At 56.3% G+C, this 24,178-nt stretch carries 20 protein-coding genes; 13 read left to right on the forward strand and 7 right to left on the reverse strand.

Going from position 1 to position 24,178, the window contains the following annotated elements; all coding sequences use genetic code 11:
- Positions 1 to 88: 88 nt before the first annotated feature.
- Together metG and NBV64_RS03370 are read right to left on the reverse strand one after the other, a co-directional pair.
- Positions 89 to 2,158: a methionine--tRNA ligase gene (metG, locus tag NBV64_RS03365; protein ID WP_250756693.1), complete on the reverse strand. Its 2,070-nt coding sequence runs from the start codon at positions 2,156 to 2,158 to the stop codon at positions 89 to 91.
- Positions 2,159 to 2,376: 218 nt separating this feature from the next.
- The gene (locus NBV64_RS03370; protein WP_009461132.1) at positions 2,377 to 2,634 is read right to left on the reverse strand and encodes a hypothetical protein; all 258 of its coding nucleotides are present in this window, start codon (positions 2,632 to 2,634) and stop codon (positions 2,377 to 2,379) included.
- A 102-nt stretch (positions 2,635 to 2,736) separates the two neighbouring features.
- On the opposite strand from NBV64_RS03370, the gene apbC reads away from it, so the two are divergent.
- From apbC to gcvH, 7 genes are all read left to right on the forward strand, one after another.
- Positions 2,737 to 3,822 carry an iron-sulfur cluster carrier protein ApbC gene (apbC, locus tag NBV64_RS03375; protein ID WP_250756694.1) on the forward strand — a complete coding sequence of 362 codons (1,086 nt, stop codon included), beginning with the start codon at positions 2,737 to 2,739 and terminating at the stop codon, positions 3,820 to 3,822.
- Between the two features lie 6 nt (positions 3,823 to 3,828).
- Positions 3,829 to 5,607: an autotransporter assembly complex protein TamA gene (locus NBV64_RS03380; RefSeq protein ID WP_009461130.1), complete on the forward strand. Its 1,779-nt coding sequence runs from the start codon at positions 3,829 to 3,831 to the stop codon at positions 5,605 to 5,607.
- Positions 5,607 to 9,665 carry a translocation/assembly module TamB domain-containing protein gene (locus tag NBV64_RS03385; protein WP_250756695.1) on the forward strand — a complete coding sequence of 1,353 codons (4,059 nt, stop codon included), beginning with the start codon at positions 5,607 to 5,609 and terminating at the stop codon, positions 9,663 to 9,665. The genes NBV64_RS03380 and NBV64_RS03385 overlap by 1 nt, the downstream gene beginning before the upstream one ends.
- A gap of 128 nt (positions 9,666 to 9,793) precedes the next feature.
- Positions 9,794 to 10,357, forward strand: a complete 564-nt coding sequence (gene dcd / locus NBV64_RS03390) for a dCTP deaminase (RefSeq protein WP_009461128.1) — start codon at positions 9,794 to 9,796, stop codon at positions 10,355 to 10,357.
- A 9-nt stretch (positions 10,358 to 10,366) separates the two neighbouring features.
- A complete protein-coding gene (locus tag NBV64_RS03395; protein ID WP_009461127.1) occupies positions 10,367 to 12,640 on the forward strand; it encodes an arginine/lysine/ornithine decarboxylase in 2,274 nt (757 codons plus the stop codon).
- Positions 12,641 to 12,646: 6 nt separating this feature from the next.
- Complete coding sequence (locus NBV64_RS03400; RefSeq protein WP_009461126.1) at positions 12,647 to 13,876, forward strand: BaiN/RdsA family NAD(P)/FAD-dependent oxidoreductase; 1,230 nt, start codon at positions 12,647 to 12,649, stop codon at positions 13,874 to 13,876.
- 86 nt (positions 13,877 to 13,962) lie between these two features.
- A complete protein-coding gene (gcvH, locus tag NBV64_RS03405; RefSeq protein WP_021446974.1) occupies positions 13,963 to 14,337 on the forward strand; it encodes a glycine cleavage system protein GcvH in 375 nt (124 codons plus the stop codon).
- 170 nt (positions 14,338 to 14,507) lie between these two features.
- On the opposite strand, the gene NBV64_RS03410 is transcribed toward gcvH, so the two are convergent.
- The 3 genes from NBV64_RS03410 to NBV64_RS03420 are packed head-to-tail and all read right to left on the reverse strand — an operon-like array spanning position 14,508 to position 16,229.
- The gene (locus tag NBV64_RS03410; RefSeq protein WP_009461124.1) at positions 14,508 to 15,002 is read right to left on the reverse strand and encodes a dihydrofolate reductase; all 495 of its coding nucleotides are present in this window, start codon (positions 15,000 to 15,002) and stop codon (positions 14,508 to 14,510) included.
- Positions 14,999 to 15,799 (reverse strand): thymidylate synthase, encoded by an 801-nt coding sequence (locus NBV64_RS03415; RefSeq protein WP_009461123.1) that lies wholly within the window; start codon positions 15,797 to 15,799, stop codon positions 14,999 to 15,001. The genes NBV64_RS03410 and NBV64_RS03415 overlap by 4 nt, the downstream gene beginning before the upstream one ends.
- A 7-nt stretch (positions 15,800 to 15,806) precedes the next feature.
- Positions 15,807 to 16,229: an OsmC family protein gene (locus tag NBV64_RS03420; RefSeq protein WP_009461122.1), complete on the reverse strand. Its 423-nt coding sequence runs from the start codon at positions 16,227 to 16,229 to the stop codon at positions 15,807 to 15,809.
- Positions 16,230 to 16,822: 593 nt separating this feature from the next.
- Here NBV64_RS03420 and NBV64_RS03425 point away from each other — a divergent pair.
- The 6 genes from NBV64_RS03425 to coq7 are packed head-to-tail and all read left to right on the forward strand — an operon-like array spanning position 16,823 to position 21,711.
- Positions 16,823 to 18,478, forward strand: a complete 1,656-nt coding sequence (locus NBV64_RS03425; RefSeq protein WP_031232725.1) for a cbb3-type cytochrome c oxidase subunit I — start codon at positions 16,823 to 16,825, stop codon at positions 18,476 to 18,478.
- Between the two features lie 7 nt (positions 18,479 to 18,485).
- Positions 18,486 to 19,076 (forward strand): cbb3-type cytochrome c oxidase subunit II, encoded by a 591-nt coding sequence (locus NBV64_RS03430; protein ID WP_009461121.1) that lies wholly within the window; start codon positions 18,486 to 18,488, stop codon positions 19,074 to 19,076.
- A gap of 55 nt (positions 19,077 to 19,131) precedes the next feature.
- Positions 19,132 to 19,719, forward strand: a complete 588-nt coding sequence (locus NBV64_RS03435; RefSeq protein ID WP_009461120.1) for a c-type cytochrome — start codon at positions 19,132 to 19,134, stop codon at positions 19,717 to 19,719.
- Between the two features lie 21 nt (positions 19,720 to 19,740).
- Complete coding sequence (locus NBV64_RS03440; RefSeq protein WP_009461119.1) at positions 19,741 to 20,376, forward strand: SCO family protein; 636 nt, start codon at positions 19,741 to 19,743, stop codon at positions 20,374 to 20,376.
- Positions 20,376 to 21,011 (forward strand): hypothetical protein, encoded by a 636-nt coding sequence (locus tag NBV64_RS03445; RefSeq protein WP_009461118.1) that lies wholly within the window; start codon positions 20,376 to 20,378, stop codon positions 21,009 to 21,011. The genes NBV64_RS03440 and NBV64_RS03445 overlap by 1 nt, the downstream gene beginning before the upstream one ends.
- A gap of 31 nt (positions 21,012 to 21,042) precedes the next feature.
- The gene (gene coq7, locus NBV64_RS03450) at positions 21,043 to 21,711 is read left to right on the forward strand and encodes a 2-polyprenyl-3-methyl-6-methoxy-1,4-benzoquinone monooxygenase (protein ID WP_250756696.1); all 669 of its coding nucleotides are present in this window, start codon (positions 21,043 to 21,045) and stop codon (positions 21,709 to 21,711) included.
- A gap of 616 nt (positions 21,712 to 22,327) precedes the next feature.
- Here coq7 and pyk read toward each other — a convergent pair.
- Both pyk and NBV64_RS03460 read right to left on the reverse strand, forming a co-directional pair.
- Positions 22,328 to 23,749 carry a pyruvate kinase gene (gene pyk, locus NBV64_RS03455; protein ID WP_250756697.1) on the reverse strand — a complete coding sequence of 474 codons (1,422 nt, stop codon included), beginning with the start codon at positions 23,747 to 23,749 and terminating at the stop codon, positions 22,328 to 22,330.
- Between the two features lie 29 nt (positions 23,750 to 23,778).
- A complete protein-coding gene (locus NBV64_RS03460) occupies positions 23,779 to 24,177 on the reverse strand; it encodes a GlcG/HbpS family heme-binding protein (protein WP_009461115.1) in 399 nt (132 codons plus the stop codon).
- Between the last annotated feature and the right edge of the window lies 1 nt (position 24,178).

Consider the following 24,178-nt stretch of genomic DNA (forward strand, 5'->3'; position numbering starts at 1 on the left):
CAGGCTGTTTTGAGCCTATTCTTTGGTAGATGTAGACAAAAAAGCCTCGCTTTTTCGGCGAGGCTCTTTTGCGTATCAGGAATGCGTCTTAATTGATGCGCATACCGGGCTGGGCACCGGGGAATGGTTCCAGAATATAGATGCCTTGATCCACCGCATCATCCGCATGGCTGGCCGCCAGCACCATGCCCTCGGATACGCCGAAACGCATCTTGCGAGGAGCCAGGTTAGCGACCAGTACCGTCAGCTTGCCGATCAGATCTTCGGGCTGGTAAGCCGACTTGATGCCGGAGAACACTTGGCGCAAGCGGCCTTCGCCAGCGTCCAGGCTCAGACGCAGCAGCTTGTCCGAACCTTCTACGGCTTCGCAACTGACGATTTTGGCAATGCGCAGGTCCACCTTGATGAAGTCCTTGATGTCGATGGTTTCGGCAATGGCTTCACCACCGGGCAACACGACGGGAGCGGGTGGCGGAGCCAGCAGCTCGTCCACCATGGCGCTGTCTACTCGCTGCATCAGATGCTTGAAGGGAGCGATGTGATCAGGCAAGGCAGCCACGTCGTCCCAGACAAAGTCGCGGTCCAGACCAAACAGTTCGTGGGCCACGCGATGGGTCAGGGTGGGCAAGATGGCGGTCAGCATGACGGATAAGCCCTTGAAGCCAGCCAGGGTGCGCGAGCAAATATCTTGCAGCGCATCTTTCTGAGCTTGCTCGGCGGTCGCAATGCCTTTGGCCATGACCCAAGGTTGGGCGGTATCAAAAGCCTGGTTGATGATGTCGGCCTGAGCCATGATCTGGCGCACGGCACGACCATACTCGCGGCTTTCCAAGTCGGTGCGGACTTTCTCGGCGACTTCCTTGAGCTGGTTTTGCAGTTCGGAAGTGTCGCCCTGGTATGCCAGCTTGCCATCAAAATGCTTGCTGATGAAGTTGGCGGCACGGCTGGCGATGTTGACGTACTTGCCAATCAGGTCGCTGTTGACGCGGGCAATGAAGTCGTCAGGATTGAAATCCATGTCTTCGACGTGCGAGTTCAGCTTGGCGGCCATGTAATAGCGCATCCACTCTGCATCCATGCCCAGCTCCAGGTAGCGCAGAGGCGAAATGCCGGTGCCACGGCTCTTGGACATTTTCTCGCCGCTAACCGTGATGAAACCGTGCACGTTCAAGGCGTCAGGCACTTTACGGCCGGAGAACTTCAGCATGGCAGGCCAGAACAGGGCGTGGAAGTACACGATGTCCTTGCCGATGAAGTGGACCTGCTCGGTGCTGCCTTCCGGATCCAGCAAGGCATCAAAGTCCAGACCGGCCTTGGCGCAGTAGGCTTTCAAGGAGGCCAGATAGCCAACAGGGGCGTCCAGCCAGACGTAGAAATATTTGCCGGGAGCGTCCGGAATCGGGATGCCGTAGTAGGGTTCGTCGCGGGAAATATCCCAGTCGTTCAGAGAGGCCTCTGCGCCTTCGCCTGTACCCAGCCATTCGCGGGTCTTGCCCAGCACTTCCGATTGCAGACGTGGCTTGCCCTGGGCGTTCTTGCCCGTGGTCCACTCTTGCAGGAAGGCTACGCAGCGCGGGTCGGACAGACGGAAGAAAAAGTGCTCCGAGGTCTTTAACACCGGACGTGCATTGGTCAGGGTGGAGTAGGGCTCGATCAGTTCGGTAGGAGCGTAAACCGCGCTACAGACTTCGCAGCTGTCGCCGTACTGGTCCTTGGCGTGACACTTGGGGCACTCGCCCTTGATGTAACGATCGGGCAGGAACATGCCTTTGACCGGATCGTAGAACTGTTCGATGGTGCGGGTGTCAATAAAGCCGGCGCTTTTCAGCGTGCGGTAGATATCCTGGGCCAGTTCGACGTTGTCTGGCGAGTCCGTACGGTGCCAGTGGTCGAATTTGACGTTAAAGCCGTTCAGGTAGGTGGGGCGCTCGGCCGCGATCTTGTCTACCAACTGAGCGGGGGTAATGCCAGCGCTTTCTGCCTTGAGCATGATGGGCGCGCCATGGGCGTCGTCCGCACACACAAAATGCACAGTATGTCCCGACATTCGCATGGACCGAACCCAGATGTCGGCCTGGATATATTCCATGATGTGGCCGATGTGAAACGAGCCGTTGGCATACGGCAGGGCGGTCGTAACAAATATCGTTCGTGACATGACTTAACAAAATAAAAGAGAAAGGGAACAAGGATTCTACGGTCTATTGCACACTTGTGCTGCGCCAGACCGAGGAATGTCCACGGGCAAAGTGCTGATCGGCAATTGCGAATGATACAAATGCACACACCCTGAGCCTTTGACGACTCAGGGTGTTCGGGGGCAGTGCCTAATCAGCGTTGCTGCTCGCCAAAGGCTTGGCGAACAGTCAAGAACTGTTAAGGAATCTCGCGCATCTCGATGTCGGTGACATCACGCGAACGTGGTGTGGTCGACTGTTTGCTGGCAGCGGCAGGGCGGCGGCGCTGGTCCCAATAGGCTTTGACGCCGAAAGGACGGCCACTAATACGCGCCACAATGTATAAAATGCCGATCGCAATAGCGGTAGAAACCATGAAGATAAACGCCATGATTGCACCGAAAATTGTCAGCAAGACAAAGAGGGCTGTGCGGATAATCTGGTTAAATGTGTTCATAGGGTTAGTATGACATCATAAGTGTAAAAAAATTCCTCTTGAACCGCTAATTTTCTGGTTTAAAGGTATGGTGATGTTTCTTTATATCAAGGTTTTGGATAAATGACAGTGAGTTCCGAGCGCGTGTTGCAAGCCCTGGCGAGTGTGACCGATCCCAACACGTTAAAGAAGTTATCGGTCGATGCGGGTCGATGCGAGCTGAGCATTGACCAGAACCAGGTTGAGCTGACTTTGCACCTGCCCTATACGGCTTATGACATTCAGGGACAGCTGCGCGAACGTATCGAGCAAGCCTTGACAGGCATGGGTGCCACCCTGTCCAAGCTGCATTTGAATCCCCGCATTGGCGTGCATGCTGTGCAGGAAGGGTTGCGACCCATGCCCAATATCCGCAACATTATTGCGGTGTCCTCGGGCAAGGGCGGTGTGGGTAAAAGTACAACGTCGGTGAACCTGGCTTTGGCCTTGCATATGCAAGGTGCGCGTGTTGGTTTGCTGGATGCGGATATTTATGGCCCTAGCGTGCCCACCATGCTGGGCCTGCACGAGCGCCCACGCAGTGCAGACGGCAAGATGATGGAGCCGCTGATTGGTCACGGTTTGCAAGCCAACTCGATTGGTTTCCTGCTGGACGAAGACGCTCCCGCAATCTGGCGCGGCCCGATGGCAACCCAGGCGCTGACACAGCTGCTTACACAAACGCGTTGGGATAATCTGGACTACCTGATTATCGATATGCCTCCCGGCACTGGCGATATCGCCTTGACCTTGTCGCAGAAAGTGCCTTTGACGGGTGCAGTGATTGTGACCACTCCTCAGGATCTGGCGCTGATCGATGCCAAGCGTGGCTTGAACATGTTCCAGAAGGTGAATGTGCCTGTTCTGGGTATTGTGGAAAACATGTCGGTCCATATCTGCTCGAACTGTGGTCATGCTGACCCGGTCTTCGGTCAGCATGGTGGTCGCGATATGGCCAGCCAGTTCAACGTGCCTTGGCTGGGTGCCTTGCCGTTGGCAATGAGCATTCGGGCTCAGACCGACTCCGGTACCCCGACGGTGATTGCCAGCGCAGACAGTCCCGAGGCCCGCCTGTATCACGAGATTGCCAATCGCGTTTCGGCTAACTTGTCGCAACTTCCTCCAGACACGTCGGGGCAGCGCCCCAAGGTTGTTCCTCGTCCTCTTTGAGTACGTATGCGCAAATCCGGCTTTTGCCTGTTGTTTTCGATAGTCCTGAGCCCTGCAGTATGGGCTCAGTCTTCCGTTCCCGATGTCATTATTGATCCGGGGGGCGTGCCCCCCCAGGCGCTGAAAGAAATTCAGCGCGCGGTCAGTGCCATTACACGTTTGGCGGAAGACCAGGACTTGGGAGAGGTCTCGCGTCTGCGGCGCCGGGCTCACGATGCGACCGTCTCCGCCTTGCAGACTCAGGGTTATTTTGACTCTGTGGTCACGCTGGAGGTGGGTGAGGATTCCAGCGGTGAATATTGGGACATCATTATTCAGCCGGGCGAAATCACGCGCGTACGAGACATTGCCCTGGACTTCAAAGGCAAGATTCAGGAGCCGGAATATCAGGTGCGTCTGGAAGGGATCAAAGCCAGCTTTCCTTTGAAAGTGGACGATCCCTTTTTGAATTCGGTCTGGTCCTCCGCCAAGTCGGATCTGCTGGAAAGTGTACAGCGCCAGGACTTTTACTACGCTCGTTACATAGACACGCGGGCAACCGTATTGGCCGATGAAGGCGTGGCCGACCTTTCCCTGAAAGTGGATAGCGGGCCGAGGGTTCGCATGGGGCCGCTGGAAACCACTGGCCTGAAGCGAGTTCCCCAGTCTCTGGTAGACCGCTATGTGCGCTATACCCCCGGTGATCCTTACGATCAGGACAAGCTGGACGAGTGGCAGCAATCTTTGGCTGCCACCACTTTTTTCCGGGGTGCCTTTGTCACCCTGGATGAACAAGCCGGCAAAAAGAAAGAGCTTCCAGATGGTGATGTAGAACTGCCTGTACGTGTACGGGTTACAGAAGCGCCATCCAGGCAGTTCACCGGCTCCTTGGGTTTTGACAGTGACCACGGCGCGCGTGTTGAGGCCTTGTATCGAAAGAATATTGTGTTTGGCCTGCCGATCTGGACCGAGGCCGGTATTGGCGTGGATAAAAAACGTCAGCGGGCCTTTTATGACATTCACTTGCCGCCCACCATTAGCGGCTACAAGAACAGTTTTGGTGTCTTGTACGATCGCTCGGACATTGAAGGTTTGGACACGGAGCGGGCGGCCCTGGGCTGGAAGCTGCGCCAGGAGCGACAGGCAGCGGGCAATAGCCGCGTGGAATATGAAACCGAATGGGGCTTACTGGGCGCCTGGGACAAGACCAAGATTTCCGGTCTGCCCACCCGTGAAACACCTTCTGCCATTGCAACCTGGCAATGGCTGCGTCGGGACGTAGACAAGAAGTACGATCCGCGCGAAGGCAATCTGATTGATTTTGGCGTGGGCGCCGGTGTCACGCTGGACAAGGGCGAGACCTTTTACCGCAGTAATTTGCGATTGCAGCAGTGGTGGCCAGTTGGGGAGCGGGATATTTTGTCCCTGCGGGGTGAAATCGGTAAGGTTTGGCGCATGACGGACCGCACACCGCCTGACTTCGGTTATCGCACCGGGGGCGCTCGCAGTGTCCGTGGCTACAAATATCAAAGCATTGGGCTTCGACAAGGCGACGCCGTGGTGGGCGCGCCAGCCATGGCCGTAGCCAGCGTGGAATACACGCACTTTTTCACCAGTATGTATGGCATGCGAGCTTTTGTTGACGTGGGTGACGCTGCGCCCAGCTTTGGTGATATGGATTTAGCCTGGGGCTACGGTTTGGGTGCGGTGGTGCGCACCCCTGCTGGCCCTTTCAATCTTGATCTGGCCTATGGTCAGCGAGACAAACGCGTACGTTTGAGCTTTTCTTTGGGAATCGCATTTTAATGGCTTGGGTTCGGCGCTGGTTCCGATATTTCGCTTTGTGGGGCATTCCCTTTGTGGTGATTGCCCTGCTGCTTGTTTGCGGCTTTGTGTATTGGGTGCTGGCCAGTCAGGCCGGTACAAGCTGGGCCTTGCGCACGGCTTTGCCCTATGCGCAGGGCAGCGCCCAAGGCGTGCGCGGAACCATCTGGGATGGCTTGAGTATCGACCACCTGGTGCTTGGCCTGCCGGACACCCATGTGGATATCGAGCGTTTGCGCTTGCAGGCCAACTGGAAAGAACTGTGGGAACGCCGCCTGCACGTGGTAGAGCTTAGTGCTCAGAAAGTGGATGTGGCCTTGACCTCCTCGGACGAGCCCAAGTCCGACGAGCCCTTCACAATGCCCGAGCTGCCTATCAGCATTGCCGTGGACAAGCTGGCTTTGGGGCAGTTCTTGTTAACGCAGGATGGCACGCCCTTGCCGGTCGCGATTGCGGATTTGTCTTCGGCACTGGCGTTGGATTCCGACAGCGCGCAGCTTCGACTGTACGATTTGATGGTGGCTAATGAGTCCATCCGCGCCGGCTTTCAGGGTGAGGTGGAGTTGGCGGGACTACAAGCGCCTTACCCGGCACGAGCCGATATTCAAATCATTGCTCGCGGTTTGACGGCCGATTCGCCTATTTGTGCGAAACAGTATTTGCCTGCTTATGCAGAGCCGTCGAAATCCGGCAAACCTGCCGAGAAGGCAGTAGTCGATCGGTCCAAAAAAACAGCCACGGTTGAAACGGCCAAGACCAGTGCCAAGGCTGCAATAACACAGCAAGGTCAAGCTGAGGCCAGCGCACCGAGTCATGCAACTCCTGCCAGCCAGCCAGTCGATCAGCCCGTAGACGCCCATGGTGTCGCCGGAGTCATCAGCTCCGAGCCCGAGGGTAGTACGGGTCTTGGCGATGAAGAACGTATCCAGGAACCAGTTGCTGTTCCTGAGCCCGAGCCTTTGCCCGATTGTGTGGTCAACGCTCAAATCACCTTGAATGGCTCTCTGGAACAAGCCACCTTGCTGCTTAACGGACAGGGCCAGGGCTATAGCCTGGACGCCAGCGCAGAATTGAGCCCGCTGGATTCCGTGCCAGTGCGTCAGGCCAAGGTGGCGGTGAAACTGCCGGACGAGTCCTCGCTGGATGCAGACTTCGCCTGGGATGCCACGCAGGAAGGTGTGCACGTTCAGGATCATTTCAAAGGTCAGTTCCGCAGCGACAAGCTTGATCTGCATGCCTTGTTGGGCGATGTGCTGCCCGACGCCCTGATTAATACCCAAGGCCAGTTCGATGTGGTCTTGGCGGATAAAGAACAATTGCTCTCCGCGGATGTGGATGTGCAGCTTTTGCAGGGCAGTCGCTGGAACAAGCAGGCCGCTATCGGGCAGATCAAGGCAAAAGCGTCGGCTCCGGCTCAGCCGGGCCAAGCGGATTGGTGGCGTTTGCTGTCGGTTTCGGATGTGCTCACCGATATGAAGATCGGGGATAACCAGGTTCAGTTGAAAGGTGGTTTTGGCATGTCTGGCAAGGCCGAGCTGGATTTGCTGGCGAAGATGCCTCGTGCCGAGCAACTGTGGCCTGGCCTGGAGCTGGGCAAGGCGTCGGCAGAAGGGCAGTTGCGTGGCGATATCGCTCATCACACCCTGCAGTTGAAGGGCCAGTACGACTTGGGCGGCAAGGCCAAGGGGCAGTTGGGCCAAGGCATGGCCGAGGCCGATCTGGCACTGGAAGGTGGCTGGCATTTTGCCGATCAGGGCAAGGCCGCGTATTGGGATGGCAAGGTAAACCGTTTGGTGGCCGACCATGCCGGTTTGATCGTGCGTTTGCAGTCGGCACTGCCTGTGCGTTTTACCGATGCTCTGCGGGCGCCGGAGCCTCCTGTTCAAGTTGCCACAGCAGAGGCCAAGGACCAATCCAAGGTTGAAGGTGATGTAGCAGGCCAGGGGGCCGCCAAGGAAGAAGGAGCGGCTCAGGCCGGTATAAATCCTGAAACTAAGGGCAGCCCCGATACTAAGCCTGCTGCTGCGGCCAATGCTGCTCCGTCTGCTTCATCGGCAGCAGAGCAAGCGAAGGCACAGGCTGGCGTTCCCGAAAACGCAGCCGATAAAACAGCAAACGCTCCCAAGGCACCCGAGCCTTTGGCTCCCTGGTCAGTGCGAGTTGGTGCCGGTACCTTGAGCACCACAGTTGATGGCGAACCCTGGATCAATCTGCGTCATCAGGAATCCACTTACCAGCCTGGACAATGGGCCAGCCGTGGTGAGTTGTTGGATCTGGTCCTGTCCGAGCCTCGCATCGCGCGCTTGCTGCGCAAAGTTGGCGTAGAAGAGAACGCTGACAAGGCCAAGGGTGGTGTCAAGATTGCCAAGAACAAGAAAACCCAGCCGCCCGAAATTGATATCAAAGCGCGCTGGGACCTGAAATTTAATGGCGCCTTGTCCGGCCAGGTGCGCGTCGACCGCGTGGCGGGGGATGTACAGGTTTTTGCTGAGCCGCCCATGTCCCTGGGGCTGGAAGATCTGAGTATCGTCATCAATGCGAAACCTACCTCGGCCACGACCAGCCGTCTGGATGCCCAGATGGATGTGCGTACCAAGGAAATGGGTTACGTCACAGCCAAGGCCCAGACTCCTCTTCACGGGCTGGCCTTGAATGAGAACGATCGCAAAACGGTCAGCATACAAGCCAATATTGACGACTTGAGCTGGACACGCCTGTTCCTGGGCGATGCCATGGAGCTGGGCGGTCGCTTGAATGCAGACGTGAATATTGATGTGGGCGCGAAATGGGCCTGGACCAGTCGTGGCACGGTAAGGGGCCGCGAGTTGCGTTTCACACGTCTGGATGACGGCATCCGTCTAATTGACGGTCAGTTGGATGCCCGTTTCGATGGTGACATTTTCCGCCTGGAGTCCTTGACGTTCCCGGCTCGCCCACGAGTAGAGCCGCAGGAATGGCGTACCGCAACCTGGCTGAAAGAGAGCCCGGACGCCAAGGATGGCAAGCTGACTGTGTCGGGGCAGTGGAACCTGAGCACTCAGCAAGGGGCCTTTGACGTGGATATTTTCCGCTTCCCGATTCTGCAGCGCTCCGATCGTTACGCCATGATGTCCGGCAATATCAATCTGGACATGGAACTGCCGCGTATTGCCATTACCGGCAAGGTTGTTGCTGATGCGGGTTGGTTCAACCTGGACATGTTGGGTGGTATTCCCACTGTTGATAGCGATGTGGTGATTGTGCGGGCAGGCGACGAGCCGGTTTCCGAGCCTTCCCAGGCTGCAACCGACATGAGCATGGAAATTGATGTGGATCTGGGGCCGCGTTTTTACCTGACGGGTTACGGCGTGAACTCCGGTCTGGTTGGCAGCCTGAGGGTCACCATGATTGGCGGCAAGTTGACCGGCATGGGTGCCTTGCGCACTCGTGGCGGGCGAATTGAGCTCTATGGTCAGAAGTTGCTGCTCAAGCGCGGAACCGTGACCTTCCAGGGTGACATTACCTCGCCTATTCTGGACATCGAAGCCTTGCGTACCGGTCAGGCTGTAGAGGCAGGTGTTAAGGTAGCCGGTACGGCTCGCAAGCCCAGAATCGATTTGGTGTCCTACCCGGAAGTCAGCGAAGTTGAAAAACTGTCCTGGCTCCTGCTGGGCCACGGGCCGGATGATTCTGGTGGTGACATGGCCTTGCTGCTCAGTGTGGGGACGTCCTTCCTGGGCGATGGCGAGCCCTTCTACCGCAAGTTCGGGATTGATGAAGTGGCGATGCGCTCGGGCGACCTGGGCAGTGCCGGTAGCATTTTGCCGGTGGAAAGTGTGGTCAAATCCCTGAACAGCGGCACCAGCAACGAAGAGCGCAAGTTTATTGCGATCACCAAGGCACTGACGGCGGATATTTCCGTTAGCCTGGAGCAGGCCATGGCCGATACCGGAACGGTGGGTCGAGCCAGCTACCGCCTGGCACGAGGCCTGACGGCTGAGGTCAGCGCCGGTACGGTAAACGGTCTGGCCCTGATTTACCGCTGGTTCTCGAAGGATTGATGCGGGCTTGCCCGGCGCAAAGCGGGCAGAGAATTGTGGCGCAAATGACATATTTGCGCCGCAATTGGCTTGTGTGTGTATCTAAACGATAAAATAACCGGTTACTGATTTAAGGCGGCTAATTTCTTATGAGTATCAAAAGCGACCGTTGGATTCGGCGGGCTGCTGCCCAGGGCATGATCGAGCCTTTCGAGCCAGGCCAAGTGCGCAATGTAGACGGACAACGTATCGTCAGCTACGGCACCAGCAGCTATGGCTACGATGTGCGTTGTGCCAACGAATTCAAGATTTTCACCAACATCAACTCGACCATCGTGGACCCCAAGGCTTTCGATGAAAAATCCTTTGTGGATTTTGTCGGTGATGTGTGCATTATTCCGCCCAATTCTTTCGCGCTGGCCCGCACGGTTGAGTACTTCCGTATTCCTCGCAGTGTGTTGACCATGTGTCTGGGCAAAAGTACTTATGCCCGTTGCGGCATCATCGTGAACGTGACTCCGCTGGAACCCGAGTGGGAAGGCCACGTCACCCTGGAGTTTTCCAATACCACCCCGCTGCCAGCCAAGATTTACGCCGGTGAAGGGTGTGCACAGATGTTGTTCTTTGAAAGCGATGAAGTGTGCGAAGTGTCGTACCGCGACCGCGGCGGCAAATATCAAGGTCAGCTAGGCGTTACCCTGCCTCGTACCTAGGAGTTCTGGATGAAGTTTCGTTTTCCCATCGTCATCATCGACGAAGACTACCGTTCCGAAAATACGTCGGGCCTGGGCATTCGAGCCCTGGCCTCGGCGATAGAGGCCGAAGGCGTAGAGGTTCTCGGGGTCACCAGCTATGGTGACCTTAGTTCTTTTGCGCAACAGCAAAGCCGCGCGAGCGCCTTCATTTTGTCGATTGATGATGAGGAATTCGATGTGGACTCCCCGGAGGATGTCGCCAATGCGATCAAGAACCTGCGCTCCTTTATTGGCGAGCTGCGGTTCCGCAACGAGGACATCCCCATCTATTTGTACGGCGAGACACGCACCTCGCAGCATATCCCCAACGATATTTTGCGCGAGCTGCACGGCTTCATTCACATGTTCGAGGACACGCCCGAGTTCGTGGCGCGTCACATCATCCGTGAAGCCCGCTCCTACCTGGAAAGTCTGGCACCGCCGTTTTTCCGCGAGCTGGTCAAGTACGCTTCTGACGGTTCCTATTCATGGCACTGCCCAGGGCACTCGGGAGGCGTAGCCTTTCTGAAAAGCCCGGTTGGCCAGATGTTTCACCAGTTTTTTGGTGAAAACATGCTGCGTGCCGACGTCTGTAATGCGGTCGATGAATTGGGCCAACTGTTGGACCACACCGGCCCGGTGGCCGAGGCCGAGCGCAATGCTGCCCGTATCTTCCATGCCGACCACTGTTTTTTCGTGACGAACGGAACGTCCACGTCCAACAAGATCGTCTGGCACGCCAATGTGGCCAATAACGATGTGGTGGTTGTGGACCGTAATTGCCACAAGTCGATTCTGCACGCCATTACCATGACGGGCGCTATCCCGGTGTTTCTGCGCCCCACGCGCAACCACCTGGGCATTATTGGCCCGATTCCGCAAGACGAGTTCCTGCCGGAAAACATTGCGCGCAAGATCGAGGCCAACCCCTTTGCCAGCAAGGCCAAGAACAAGAAGCCCCGTATTCTGACGCTGACGCAAAGCACCTATGACGGTGTGATCTACAACGTGGAAATGATCAAGGAAACCCTGGACTCCAAGATCCCCACGCTGCACTTTGATGAAGCCTGGTTGCCGCATGCGGCGTTCCACGATTTCTATCACGACATGCACGCCATTGGTGCGGACCGTCCGCGCACCAAAGACACCATGATCTACGCCACGCACTCCACGCATAAAATGCTGGCTGGCTTGTCGCAAGCGTCCCAGATTACGGTGCAGGATGCGGAGAACCGCCCCTTGGACCGCAACGTGTTCAATGAAGCCTACCTGATGCACACCAGCACCAGCCCGCAGTACGCGATTATTGCGTCCTGTGATGTGGCGGCGGCCATGATGGAGCCGCCCGGCGGCACCGCACTGGTCGAGGAAAGCATTTGCGAGGCCATGGACTTTCGTCGCGCCATGCGCAAGGTGTCCAAGGAATACGGCGAGAACGACTGGTGGTTCAAGGTTTGGGGCCCGGATAATCTGCCTGAAGAAGGCATAGGCGAGCGCGACGACTGGATTCTGCGCTCCGATGCGGAGTGGCACGGCTTTGGCAAGTTGTCGACCAACTTCAACATGCTGGACCCGGTCAAAGCCACGGTAGTGACTCCTGGCTTGGATATTTCCGGCACCTTTGCTGAACAGGGTATTCCTGCCGCTCTGGTCTCCAAGTATCTGGCCGAGCACGGCGTGGTAGTCGAGAAAACCGGCCTGTACTCCTTCTTTATTCTGTTCACTATTGGCATCACCAAGGGCCGTTGGAATACCTTGTTGACCGCCTTGCAGCAGTTCAAGGACGATTACGACCGCAATCAGCCCATGTGGCGCATTTTGCCGGACTTCTGCAAGACTCAGCCTACCTACGAGCGCATGGGTTTGCGTGACCTGTGTCAGCAGATTCACCAGGCCTATCGCAAGTACGATCTGGCTCGCCTGACGACCGAGGTGTACCTGAGCGACATGGTTCCCGCTTTGAAGCCTTCGGATGCCTATGCCAAGATGGCGCACGGCGATATCGAGCGCGTTGGCATTGACGAACTGGAAGGCCGTGTGACGGGTGTCTTGCTGACGCCTTACCCTCCCGGTATTCCCTTGCTGATTCCTGGCGAACGCTTTAACTCGCGCATTGTGGAGTACCTGCAATTTGCACGCGAGTTCAATGCCCGCTTCCCTGGCTTTGAGACCTATGTGCATGGACTGGCGCAGGATATCGGCCCTGATGGACTGCCACGCTACTACGTAGATTGTGTGCTTGAGTCTGAAACCAACGAGTAAACCCGCGTGATCCCTTTTTTTGATGTTGCCGTCATCGGCGCAGGTGCGGCCGGTATGATGGCTGCCAGTATCGCAGGCCAGCGCGGCCTGCGAGTGGTACTGATTGATCACGCTGAAAAGCTGGCCGAGAAAATCCGTATTTCCGGTGGAGGGCGCTGCAACTTCACCAATACGGGCACCTCGCCCGAGAATTTTCTGTCCAAGAATCCGCATTTTTGCCGTTCGGCCTTGGCGGGCTATACCCCTCAGGATTTTCTGGAGCTGGTGCGGGAGTACCGCATCGGCTTTCATGAAAAGCACAAAGGCCAGTTGTTCTGTGATGACTCCAGCGAGTCCATCATCCAGATGCTGCGTCAGGAGTGTTTGAAAGGGCAGGTGTCCTGGCGCATGCCCTGTTCGGTGCAGTCCATTGGCCGTACCGAGGACGGCTTTGTGCTGCGCACCGGTCAGGGGGATTTGAATGCCTTGCAAGTGGTGATTGCCACGGGCGGCATGGCGATTCCGCAGCTGGGTTCCACGGACTATGCCTTGCGCGTGGCACGTCACTTCGGCTTGAAAGTGATTGAGCCGCACCCCGCTCTAGTCCCTTTGACCTTTGACGGTCGGGATTGGAAGCCATTTTCTGCTTTGAGCGGCATGGCTTTGGAGGTGGAGGTCAGCACAGGGCAGGGCAAGCAACGTCAGGCCTTTCTGGAAGATCTGCTGTTTACGCACCGTGGCTTGTCCGGGCCGGGTATCTTGCAGATCTCCAGCTACTGGCAGTCGGGCGAGAGCATTAGTGTGGACTTGGCTCCCGGTCAGGACATCGCGCAACAATTATTGGATCTGAAGGCGGGTAACCGTCAGCAACTGGTCACTGTCTTGTCGACCTTGTGGCCGCGCCGTCTGGTCGAACAATGGCTGGATACCTCGGACTTGTTGCCCAAAGGCGTGGGACAGCAACGTCTGGCTGATCTGCCGGATCGCGTGTTGCGCACGGTGGGACAGGTGATTAATGGCTGGGAGTTGAAACCTAGTGGCACCGCAGGCTATAAAAAGGCGGAAGTGATGAGCGGTGGCGTGGATACACGCGAGCTCAATCAGAAGAGCATGGAAGCGCGTAAAGTACCTGGTCTGTACTTCATCGGTGAAGCGGTCGATGTCACCGGCTGGCTGGGCGGGTATAACTTCCAATGGGCCTGGGCGTCGGCAGCAGCGTGTGCACGCGCCTTGAAGACACAGGCAGAGCAGGGTTAAGTATGCGAGCAGGAAGGGCAGTGGGCATGGTCTGCTGCCGTTTCTGAAATCATCGGAATTGTTGGCTGGTCAGTCAGGGAGGCGATATGCAGCTGCCAGGAGATAGAAAGTACGTAGTAAGCCACGAGTGGGCCAAAGATGAAGACGGTGTTGTGCTGGTTGGCATTACCGACTTTGCTCAAGATCAGTTGGGCGACCTGGTGTTTGTGGGTGACTTCACCCCAGGGACGCGTCTGGCTGCGGGTGCTACAGCGGGTGTGGTGGAGTCGGTGAAGGCCGCCTCCGACATTTACGCGCCTGTGGCGGGCGAGCTGGTGGAGTTCAACCAGGCCTTGTCCGATGCACCGCATCTGATCAATGAAGCTCCATTTGATACCTGGATTTTCAAGCTCAAGGCTGACAATCCGGCTGATCTGCAAGGTTTGCTGGATGGCCCTGCCTATGCCGCGGTGGCTGAGTAAGTTCAGATATTGAGTTAGCAGGAATACGCCTTGGTCTTGCCTGATTTCGGCGTACTGATCGCAAAAAAGCCTGAATCCGTGTCATCGGATTCAGGCCTTTTATTTGGTTTCGAGCATACGCGGTTAAGCGTGCAGTGAGACGGATAGCTTGGGCCAAGTAGCCGGTTTTCTTAACTACGGCGGCGGTACGTCACGTAGTCGTAAGTGAAACCGTTTTCCTCAGGCTGAGGCAGGCGCTCCACTTCTTGCCACTCCCCGGCGGGCAGTTCCGGAAAGAAAGTATCCCCGTCCACATCTGCCTTGATCTCGGTCGCAATCAGTTCTTGCGCCACAGGCAAGGCCAGACGGAAAAGCTGTTCGCCACCAATCACACAAGCGGTTTCAAAGCCGGGGCAGGCTGCCAGGGCATCCTCCAGATTGCTGAATACCTGCGCACCTTCTGCCTGGTAAACCGCATTGCGGCTGATCACCAGATTCGGGCGGCCGGGCAAGGGGCGGCCCAGAGACTCCCAGGTTTTACGGCCCATGATGATGGGCAAACCCATGGTTACGCGTTTGAAGTGCTGCAAATCGGAAGGCAGGCGCCAGGGCAGGTCATTGTCCTTGCCAATGCAGCGATTGGCCGCATAGGCAACGACCAGGCGAATGAAAGGAGTGGAACTCATACGGCAACCGGCGCCTTGATGTGGGGATGAGGATCGTAGTCTGTGATTTCGAAGTCTTCGTACTCGTAATCAAACAGACTGGCGGGTTTGCGCTTGATCGTCAGCTTGGGGTAGGGGCGAGGCTCGCGCGAGAGCTGTAGCTCTGCTTGTTCGAAGTGGTTGGAGTACAGGTGACAGTCACCACCAGTCCAGATGAAATCACCCACTTCCAGATCACATTGCTGCGCCATCATGTGAGTCAGCAAGGCGTAGCTGGCGATATTGAAGGGCACGCCCAGGAAAATATCGGCACTGCGCTGGTAGAGCTGGCAGGACAGCTTGCCGTCGGCCACATAAAACTGGAACAGGGCGTGGCATGGGGGCAGGGCCATCTGGCCCACATCCGCTACGTTCCAGGCCGAAACAATCAGGCGACGTGAGTCGGGATTCTTGCGAATTTGCTCCACCAACTGGCTGATCTGGTCGATATGACGGCCATCGGGAGTGGGCCAGGAACGCCATTGCACACCATAGACCGGGCCCAGATTGCCGTCCTTGTCGGCCCATTCGTCCCAGATGGATACGCCGCGCTCTTGCAGCCAGCGCACATTGGACTCACCACGCAAAAACCACAGCAACTCAATAAAGATGCTGCGGGTATGCAGTTTCTTGGTGGTGATCAGCGGGAAACCCTGCGACAGATCGAAGCGCATTTGGTGACCAAATACCGAGTTCGTGCCGGTGCCGGTGCGGTCCCCTTTGGGAGTGCCTTGGGTGTAGACCAGGCGCAGCAGGTCTTCGTAGGGATACAGGGACATGGTGGCCTCAGGCTTGCTGAATGTCGACGGAATAGGTGATCTCGGCTGTTTTGCCCAGCATGGCCGAAGCGGAGCAGTACTTGTCGTGCGACAGTTGTACGGCACGCTCAACGGCGGCCTGGGGCAGATCCTTGCCAGTGACCACAAAAGTGAAGTGAATCTTGGTAAAGACTTTGGGGTCGGTGTCGGCGCGTTCGGCGGTCAGCTTGACCTGGCAGCCGGTAATGGCGTGCCGACCACGCTTGAGGATCAGCACCACGTCGTAGGCTGCGCAGCCACCGGCGCCGGTCAGCAGCATTTCCATGGGGCGTGGAGCCAGGTTATTGCCGCCACCTTCGGGTGCACCGTCCATGGCCGTCACATGACCACTGCCTGTACGGGCAACGAACAACATTCCGTCTTTGCCGCCCCAGTCGATTGTGCATTCCATATGAATTCCTTTGTTTGCAGTGCGAGCCAAGACTCGTCAGTAGATTGATAGCGGTGATTGTACTTTTTGATGAGGGCTGTGTCGCGCCTGGATGGAAACCAGGTTTAGCGTGATTTGACGCGGATTTTTGCAGCTTTATTGCTAATTGAAATGTGAAGCCCGGATGTGAGCCTTGTTACTTCTCAGGGCATCTGATGGTGGCGGATGTGGCACCCGTATAAGAAATTCCATATGGACAAATCAGAGCAGAACCATGCTCTTTGTAAGATTTAGACTGGTTTTGTTGTTTGTCCTAGGATAAACTGCTGTGCGGTACACGGCATTTTGAAACAGATATGTCACAGGGGTTTACCCTCGCCTATAATGGCTGTCGCCCGTATACCAAAAAATGTCGTGCTCGTATTTGTTCTGTCTCAATAAACCTTGCTTTCAATGGGGGCTTTATTCGGACGTCACAAGCGGGTGTTTTAACATGACGGCTCTCGCGACCTAGGCAGTCGCAGATTTTTTGCGTCCATGCTCTTTTGATCTGCGACGCGTCAAGGTGCCGCCGAGCTGCTTGGCAGCTTCACATTAACCAGGCCTGGATCATTGTGAATACCGTTTCAATACTGCTACTAGCTTTCATATTGTCCGTTACAGGACTCTTTGTTTTCATCTGGTCGTTACGCCGTAACTTCTTTGACCACAGTCCCGCTGCTTCGCGAGAGATCTTCTCCAAAGGCGAAATCGGGCAGGTAGATGACCCCTCCGCCACCCCTGAACAACGTCAGGCACTTCAAGAAGAGATGGGCCGCAAGGCAATTTCGGCTGAAGATCGTCAGGCGCTGAGCCTTGAATTGGCAGAACGCGTGGAAGCCGACCGCTCCTCCGCCAAGGTCACTTTCATTTTGCTGGCCTGTTCGGTCTTCTGGCTGCTCTTTGCCTCGACGGCAGGCTTGATCAGCTCGATCAAGCTGCACGATCCCGAATTTCTGACGCAACACGCCTGGATGACCTTTGGTCGCATGCGTACGCTGCACCTGAACGGTGTGGCTTACGGCTGGGCTCCAATGGCCGCGTTCGGCGTTGCCATGTGGATGCTGCCTCGTTTGCTCAAGACTCCCCTGATCGGTGCGCGTTATGCCATCACGGGCGGGATCTTGTGGAACATTGGTCTGGCTATCGGTCTGACATGTATCGCGATGGGTATCACCGACGGTATGGAATGGCTGGAAATGCCTTGGCAGGTTGATATCCTGATGGTTATCGGTGGTGCTCTGGCAGCCTTGCCTTTGGTCTTCACCTTGCAAAACCGTCGTGCTCACCACCTGTATGTGTCGGTGTGGTACATGGGCGCAGCCCTGTTCTGGTTCCCCATCCTGTTCCTGGTCGGCAACCTGCCTGCCGTGCACGTGGGTGTTGAACAAGCAACCATGAACTGGTGGTTTGGCCACAACGTGCTGGGTCTGTTCTACACCCCGATGGCTCTGGCTTCGGTGTACTACTTCCTGCCCAAGATCATCGGTCAGCCTATCAGCTCCTACAACCTGTCTCTGGTGGGTTTCTGGGGTCTGGCATTTTTCTACGGTCAGGTTGGTGGTCACCACCTGGTTGGCGGTCCTGTGCCGCAGTGGATGGTTACCCTGTCCATCGTCCAAAGCATGATGATGATCATCCCCGTGCTGGCTTTCTCGATCAACCAGCACTACACCATGAAGGGTCACTTCCGTACCCTGATTCACTCGCCTACCCTGCGCTTTATCGTGCTGGGCGGCATGATGTACACCGTCAGCTCCATTCAAGGTTCTTTTGAAGCGCTGCGCAGCATCAACACGATTACCCACTTCACGCACTTCACGGTTGCCCACGCCCATATCGGCTTGTACGGCTTCTTTACCATCGTGATGTTCGGTGCCATCTACTACGTGATGCCACGCGTGATGTCCTGGGAATGGCCTTACCCCAAACTGATCTCCCTGCACTTCTGGCTGGTTGTGATTGGTTTCTCCATCTACGCTATTGGTCTGAGTATTGGCGGTTGGCTGCAAGGTCTGGCCATGCTTGATCCTGCCAAAGCCTTCATGGAATCGGTGTTTGTCACGATGCCTTACCTGAAGTCGCGCTCGATTGGTGGTGGTTTGATGACTCTGGGTCACCTTGTGTTTGCCTTCCACTTTGTGGCAATGGCTTTGCGCTATGGCAGCCGTCGTATTGGTCCAGCCCTGTTTCACCAGCGCTCGGCAACTCGCAATGTAGTGGAGGCATGATTTAGTCATGGAAAGCGAATACAAACTATTGGGCGGCGCCATGGTGACGCTCGCCCTGGCCACATCGGCTCTGGTCGTTGTCCCTTACCTGCAAGTTAAAAGGGTGGAGCCTTCTCCAGGCCTGAAGCCTTACACGGAAGTGCAACTGCGCGGTCGTCAGCAATACATTGATATGGGCTGTGTCTACTGTCACTCGCAGCAGCCACGTAGCCAGAACCAGGCTCCTGACTTCCAGCGTGGCTGGGGTCGTGCCTCGGTAGCAGGCGACTACTTCTACGACACGCCTCACCTGCTCGGCACCATGCGTACCGGCCCTGACCTGCTCAATATTGGTGCTCGTCAGCCTAGCGTGGACTGGCACCTGGGTCACTTGTATCAGCCTCGTGCTTATACCCCTGGCAGCAATATGCCTTCTTACCCCTTCATGTTCGAGCTCAAGGACAAGGCAGAGGAAGGCGACAAGGTTGTCAACTTGCCAGGTGATTTCGCACCGGAAGGCAAGGTGGTTGTGGCCAAGCAAGAGGCCCTGGACCTGGTTGAATACCTGTTGGCGCTGGATCGTACGTATCCCGTATCGCCAGCCAGCGTTATCAAATAAACAGGCATTGCTGAGCTAGCGCGCCCCGCAAGGCGGGGCGCCTCGGAGAATTAGAATGAGCGACAATCGTAAATATGAAGCACAGCTGCGTGAGCATTCCGATCCGGAAGAAAACGCAGCACCGATCCCTTGGGTGGTTCTGCTGATCATTGCAGGTCTGTTCCTGTGGGGCATCTACTATATTTTCAGCAGTGACCTGAGCCATGACGCAACCGTGGGCGACAACCGTATCGTTGCCGACTTCGAATTGCCAGAAGGCGCGGTAGATGGTCAGCAGCTGTTCGTAGCCCAATGTGCCGCCTGTCACCAGGCAACGGGTGCCGGTGTTCCAGGCGTGTTCCCTCCGCTGGTGGGTTCCGAATGGGTACTGCGCAAGCCTGAAGTTTTGGTCCAGATCATGTTGCACGGTATTACGGGTGAGATCACGGTCAAGGGTAATAAGTACAATGGTGCGATGCCCGAGTTCCGCGAGAAGTTCAATGACGAGGAAATGACGGCCGTTGTTAATTACCTGCGTACAGAATTGGGTGGCAATAGCGCCGATCCTGTGGACGTGGCCTTTGTCAAAGCCGAACGTGAAAAAACCGCTGATAAAACCGATCCTTGGAATGGGGACGCTGATCTGGCTCCCATGGAAGAGTAAGACTGAAATGATGGGCCAGCGATGAGACTATTTATAAGTATTCTCCTGGTCTTCGCCCTGGGTATTGGGGCACTGGCCCATTTGACGCAAGGGTTCTCCGCCCTGACAGCCGAGACGGCCCGTCGCAATGATGTTGCCGCCTCGCCGCGTTTGATCTCCGATGTAGAAGTACTGCTCCCTGCCGGGGGCAGTACCCAGCTAAGCTCTCTGCTGCAAAACGATGGCCGTATTACCATCGTCAATTTCATCTATACCCGCTGTGTCACGCTATGTCTGGCGATGGGCTCGGAGTATCAGCAACTGCAAAAAGCGATTGTGGACGAAGGCTTGCAGGACCGTATCCGCCTGCTGAGCATCAGTTTCGATCCCACCGATTCGCCTGATCACCTGCGCCGCTATAGCAAAACCATGAAGGCCAACCCGGACGTCTGGCAATTTGTCACCATGATGCCCGGCGAACAGCGTCAACGTGTGCTGGATGATTTTGGTATCGTCGTTATTCCCGCCCCTTTTGATGAGTACGAGCACAACGCAGCCTATCACGTTGTCAGCGCCGAACCGCGCCTGGGTCGTATCGTGGATTACGGTGAGCCTATGTTGGCCCTGGCGTATGCCAAGCGCGCCCTCGAGGATCTGGACAAGAAGGGAGCGATGTAATGTCCTTAAAACGTGTCGTCGAATCCCCTAAAGTACGTCCTTATTTTGGTAGTGCCCTGGCATTGGTGGCAGCTTTGCTGTTTGCTGCCGCAGCCTTCTGGGATCGCCCTCTGACCGCCTCCATGAGTCTGCATATGCTGGTGCATATTCCCTTGTTGGTCCTGTCGGGCATTAGCTTGCAACTGGCCTTGCGCTACCAGGGGGTCGGCCGTTCGGCTGCCATGCAGTCCTTGCTGCGCCCGTATTACGCCCTGAATGAATATGGTTTGCCCGGTTTGATCATGGTCAGCTTTGCGGCGGCTTACTGGATGGTTCCCAAAGCACTGGACGATGTGCTGGTATCGCCTCCCATGGCCACTGCCAAATATATCGGTCTGGTCTTGATGGGCATGTTGTTCATGGAGTCCTGGCGCCGCGCCCATCTGGTGTTTCGTCTGTTTTTCTTTGGTAATTTCAGTTGGATGATGGCTATTGTTGGTCTGCTGTATTACGACAATCCGGTTCGGCTCTGTAATTTCTATCTACAGTCTGACCAAGAGATTGCCGGCATAGGCCTGGTTATCATGGCTTGTGTGCTGCCATTGCTTTGGCTCTTGTCTGAGAGCAAGGCAGTGATCGCCTTTTTGCGGCAATAATACCCATCCATTTTGTTTTGCAGGTGTCCTCATGAGCCATACCGTTTCCAACAGCGATACCCGTCTGTACCGACGCAACAGCTTTTTTGACCAGATTCTGAGCGAGACGAATCGGGCCCTGGAAGTATTGGGACGTTCGGCACGCGCGTCGCGCCCGAATCCCGCTGGCAAGGAAGTGTCCGAGATCACGGCTGACGAAGCCCGCCATGCTGCCGGCCTGATGCGTGTGAACCATGTAGGCGAGATTTGCGCCCAAGCCTTGTACCGTAGCCAGGCCATGTTGTGCAAAGATCCCCAGGCAAGCGAAGTGCTGCTGCAAGCTGCGCAGGAAGAGGTGGATCACCTGTCCTGGTGCGATGACCGTTTGCGCGAGCTCGATAGCCGCCCCAGCGTGTTCAACCCCTTGTGGTATGCCGGTTCTTTCGCGTTAGGCTTGCTCGCCAGCCGGGCAGGGGTGCCTTATAACCTGGGCTTTATGGCCGAGACCGAGCGCCAGGTTGAAGAGCATCTGGAAAGCCATCTGGAGTCCTTGCCTGCTACAGACAATCGCTCGCGTCGGATCGTAGAAAAAATGCGCGATGACGAGATTGAGCATCGTCGTACCGCCGAGAATCACGGGGCTGTGGGTTTGCCTCCACCCGTTAAAACCTTGATGCGCATGATGTCCAAAGTCATGACGACGACGGCTTATCGCCTGTAAAAGGGAGCTCTGGGCCAAATCACTTATTGATGAGTGCCGAGCCTTCATGGATGCAAGTAGCAAAACGGGTCAGTAATTGACCCGTTTTGCTTTGTAGGTTTGGAGCTTATTTGGTGGCTTAGGGTTAACGACTAGATACCTGGGATGAGATTTGCGCTAGGAAATTGATGCATTAAAGCGACAAGATGGGCATCTAAGGGTTTTCCACAGCATTTATCTTGCATTGCACCATTTTTGTGGGTAGACTTTAGTTATTGGATGTTGAAAAGAAAGCGGGAAATAAGCAAAAGCACAAGCGTAATAACCCTTAGCTTTCTGGCTCGATACTTTATCTGGTAGCCCAACTTGCCACGATTGTCTCCTCCACCCTCCTCCTTTGGTGGATTTGCCCGAGATCTCTAGATCTCGGGTTTTTTTTGCCCGTATCTTTTGTTTGTGAGTGTCCTGTCTTGAAGGGCCAGCATTTACGGGGCTTCTGGCCTTGTTGATGCCCGTGCGGCTCGCCGTCGCTGTTTTGGCTTCACATGAAAAAAAATACTGCACAGTCTGAATAGGAAAAGCCTTGCCCATCATTGTGGATGGACAAGGCTTTTTTTATCGCCAAGGTTGAGCGAACTTACTTCTGTGGAACCGTGGCCACATGCAGCAGGTTGGTGCGACCGCTGGTGCCAAAAGGAACACCGGCAATCATCACGATGGTGTCGCCCGCCTGGGCGAACTCATGTTGCGCTGCCATATCGGTAGCGTGGTCGATCATCTCGCCCAGATCGCTGACGTCCTCGCAAGGCACGGCATGGACGCCCCAGGCCAAGGCCAGACGGCGTGCGGTTTCCACACGGGGTGTCAGTGCCAGGATAGGGGCGATGGGCCGTTCACGGCTGGCACGCAAGGCGCTAAAGCCAGTCGTGGTGTAGGCCACGTTCGTTGCCGGTTCCAGAATGCTGGCCACGCGACGCAGGGCGCAGCAGATCGCGTCTGCGGTGCTGGCTTCAGCGGTGCTGTGGTTGGCTTCCAGAATGGTGCGCCAGCTAGGATCGTTTTCGATTTCCTTGATGATGCTGTCCATGATGGACACCGCTTCCAGTGGAAACTGGCCGGAGGCCGATTCGGCGGACAGCATGACGGCATCGGCACCCGAATAGATGGCTGTAGCCACGTCGGAAGCTTCAGCACGTGTAGGCACAGGCGAGGTAATCATGGATTCCAGCATCTGTGTAGCGACGACCACCGGACGGCCTGCCGCACGGGCAGTACGCACGATTTGACGCTGCAACACAGGCACGCGCTGGGGTGGGACTTCCACGCCCAGGTCGCCACGTGCCACCATCACGCCATCACACAGCTGGACAATTTCTTCCAGGTGTTCCAGCGCTTGTGGTTTTTCCAGCTTGGCCATGATCCAGGCCTTGTCGCCGATCAGCTCGCGGGCTTCACGGATGTCGCCAGGACGTTGCACAAAGGACAGCGCAACCCAATCCACGCCCAATTCCAGTCCAAACTTCAGATCGATCAGGTCTTTTTCGGTCAAGGGCGAGATAGGCAGTACTACGCCGGGTACGTTCACGCCCTTGCGGTCGGACAGCGGGCCGCCGACCATGACCGTGGTTTCTGCAAAATCCGGACCGAAGCTGTCCACACGCAGACGCAGCTTGCCGTCATCGAGCAGCAGGTCTGTCCCATCTTCCAGTGCAGCGAAGATTTCGGGGTGAGGCAGGTAGGCACGCTGGCTGGTCCCCTCAGTGGGGTCCAGATCCAGACGGAATTTCTGGCCGGTTTCCAATGTCACGCGGCCATCTTGCATTTTGCCAACGCGCAGCTTGGGCCCTTGCAGGTCCATCAGAATACCGATACTGCGACCGGTTTCCTTTTCAATCTGACGAATGGTGTGATAGCGCGCGGCATGGTCTTCATGTGTGCCGTGGCTGAAGTTCAGGCGGAACACATCAGCGCCGGCCTCGAACAGTTCACGAATGCGTTCTGGCGTAGAACTGGCAGGACCCAGGGTAGCCAGAATGCGGGAATGACGTTGACGTTTCATGGGTTGTTGTCCTTAGGGGGATCGATAGCTCAAAGAGCAGCGATACCGGCGCGGGCGATCTGAGCGTCTTCAGGTGCCTTTACGCCGGACACGCCGACTGCACCAATGACTTGACCGTCCACCACAATCGGCTCGCCGCCTTCCAGTGGCGTGATGGGCATGGACAGAGCGGCAAAGCGACCATTGTTGACCATGTCTTCAAAAACCTTGCTGGGCTTGCCACCGCCCAGCACGCATGTGTGTGCCTTGGCGGGAGCAACCTGCGCGCTCATCAAGGGAGCGCCGTCCATACGTTGCATCCAGAGCGCGTGACCGCCTGCATCGCAAATGGCGATGCTGACAGCCCAGTTGTTCTTCAGCGCTTCTTGCTCGGCAGCAGCGGCAATTTTTTTAACATCGGCCAGGGTCAGTACTTTCGTGTCTCTCATG

Source organism: Alcaligenes sp. DN25, assembly GCF_023674485.1.
Classification (GTDB): Bacteria; Pseudomonadota; Gammaproteobacteria; order Burkholderiales; family Burkholderiaceae_B; genus Alcaligenes; species Alcaligenes phenolicus.

Excerpts from the sequence above, each read along its gene's own strand:
- NBV64_RS03420 (WP_009461122.1), bottom strand. The coding sequence starts at position 16,229 with ATGGAATGCACAATCGACTGGGGCGGCAAAGACGGAATGTTGTTCGTT.
- NBV64_RS03370 (WP_009461132.1), bottom strand. The coding sequence starts at position 2,634 with ATGAACACATTTAACCAGATTATCCGCACAGCCCTCTTTGTCTTGCTG.
- NBV64_RS03435 (WP_009461120.1), top strand. The coding sequence starts at position 19,132 with ATGAGCGACAATCGTAAATATGAAGCACAGCTGCGTGAGCATTCCGAT.
- pyk (WP_250756697.1), bottom strand. The coding sequence starts at position 23,749 with ATGAAACGTCAACGTCATTCCCGCATTCTGGCTACCCTGGGTCCTGCC.
- gcvH (WP_021446974.1), top strand. The coding sequence starts at position 13,963 with ATGCAGCTGCCAGGAGATAGAAAGTACGTAGTAAGCCACGAGTGGGCC.
- dcd (WP_009461128.1), top strand. The coding sequence starts at position 9,794 with ATGAGTATCAAAAGCGACCGTTGGATTCGGCGGGCTGCTGCCCAGGGC.
- NBV64_RS03410 (WP_009461124.1), bottom strand. The coding sequence starts at position 15,002 with ATGAGTTCCACTCCTTTCATTCGCCTGGTCGTTGCCTATGCGGCCAAT.
- NBV64_RS03460 (WP_009461115.1), bottom strand. The coding sequence starts at position 24,177 with ATGAGAGACACGAAAGTACTGACCCTGGCCGATGTTAAAAAAATTGCC.
- metG (WP_250756693.1), bottom strand. The coding sequence starts at position 2,158 with ATGTCACGAACGATATTTGTTACGACCGCCCTGCCGTATGCCAACGGC.
- NBV64_RS03440 (WP_009461119.1), top strand. The coding sequence starts at position 19,741 with ATGAGACTATTTATAAGTATTCTCCTGGTCTTCGCCCTGGGTATTGGG.
- NBV64_RS03380 (WP_009461130.1), top strand. The coding sequence starts at position 3,829 with ATGCGCAAATCCGGCTTTTGCCTGTTGTTTTCGATAGTCCTGAGCCCT.
- NBV64_RS03415 (WP_009461123.1), bottom strand. The coding sequence starts at position 15,799 with ATGTCCCTGTATCCCTACGAAGACCTGCTGCGCCTGGTCTACACCCAA.
- NBV64_RS03445 (WP_009461118.1), top strand. The coding sequence starts at position 20,376 with ATGTCCTTAAAACGTGTCGTCGAATCCCCTAAAGTACGTCCTTATTTT.
- NBV64_RS03430 (WP_009461121.1), top strand. The coding sequence starts at position 18,486 with ATGGAAAGCGAATACAAACTATTGGGCGGCGCCATGGTGACGCTCGCC.
- coq7 (WP_250756696.1), top strand. The coding sequence starts at position 21,043 with ATGAGCCATACCGTTTCCAACAGCGATACCCGTCTGTACCGACGCAAC.
- NBV64_RS03395 (WP_009461127.1), top strand. The coding sequence starts at position 10,367 with ATGAAGTTTCGTTTTCCCATCGTCATCATCGACGAAGACTACCGTTCC.
- NBV64_RS03385 (WP_250756695.1), top strand. The coding sequence starts at position 5,607 with ATGGCTTGGGTTCGGCGCTGGTTCCGATATTTCGCTTTGTGGGGCATT.
- apbC (WP_250756694.1), top strand. The coding sequence starts at position 2,737 with ATGACAGTGAGTTCCGAGCGCGTGTTGCAAGCCCTGGCGAGTGTGACC.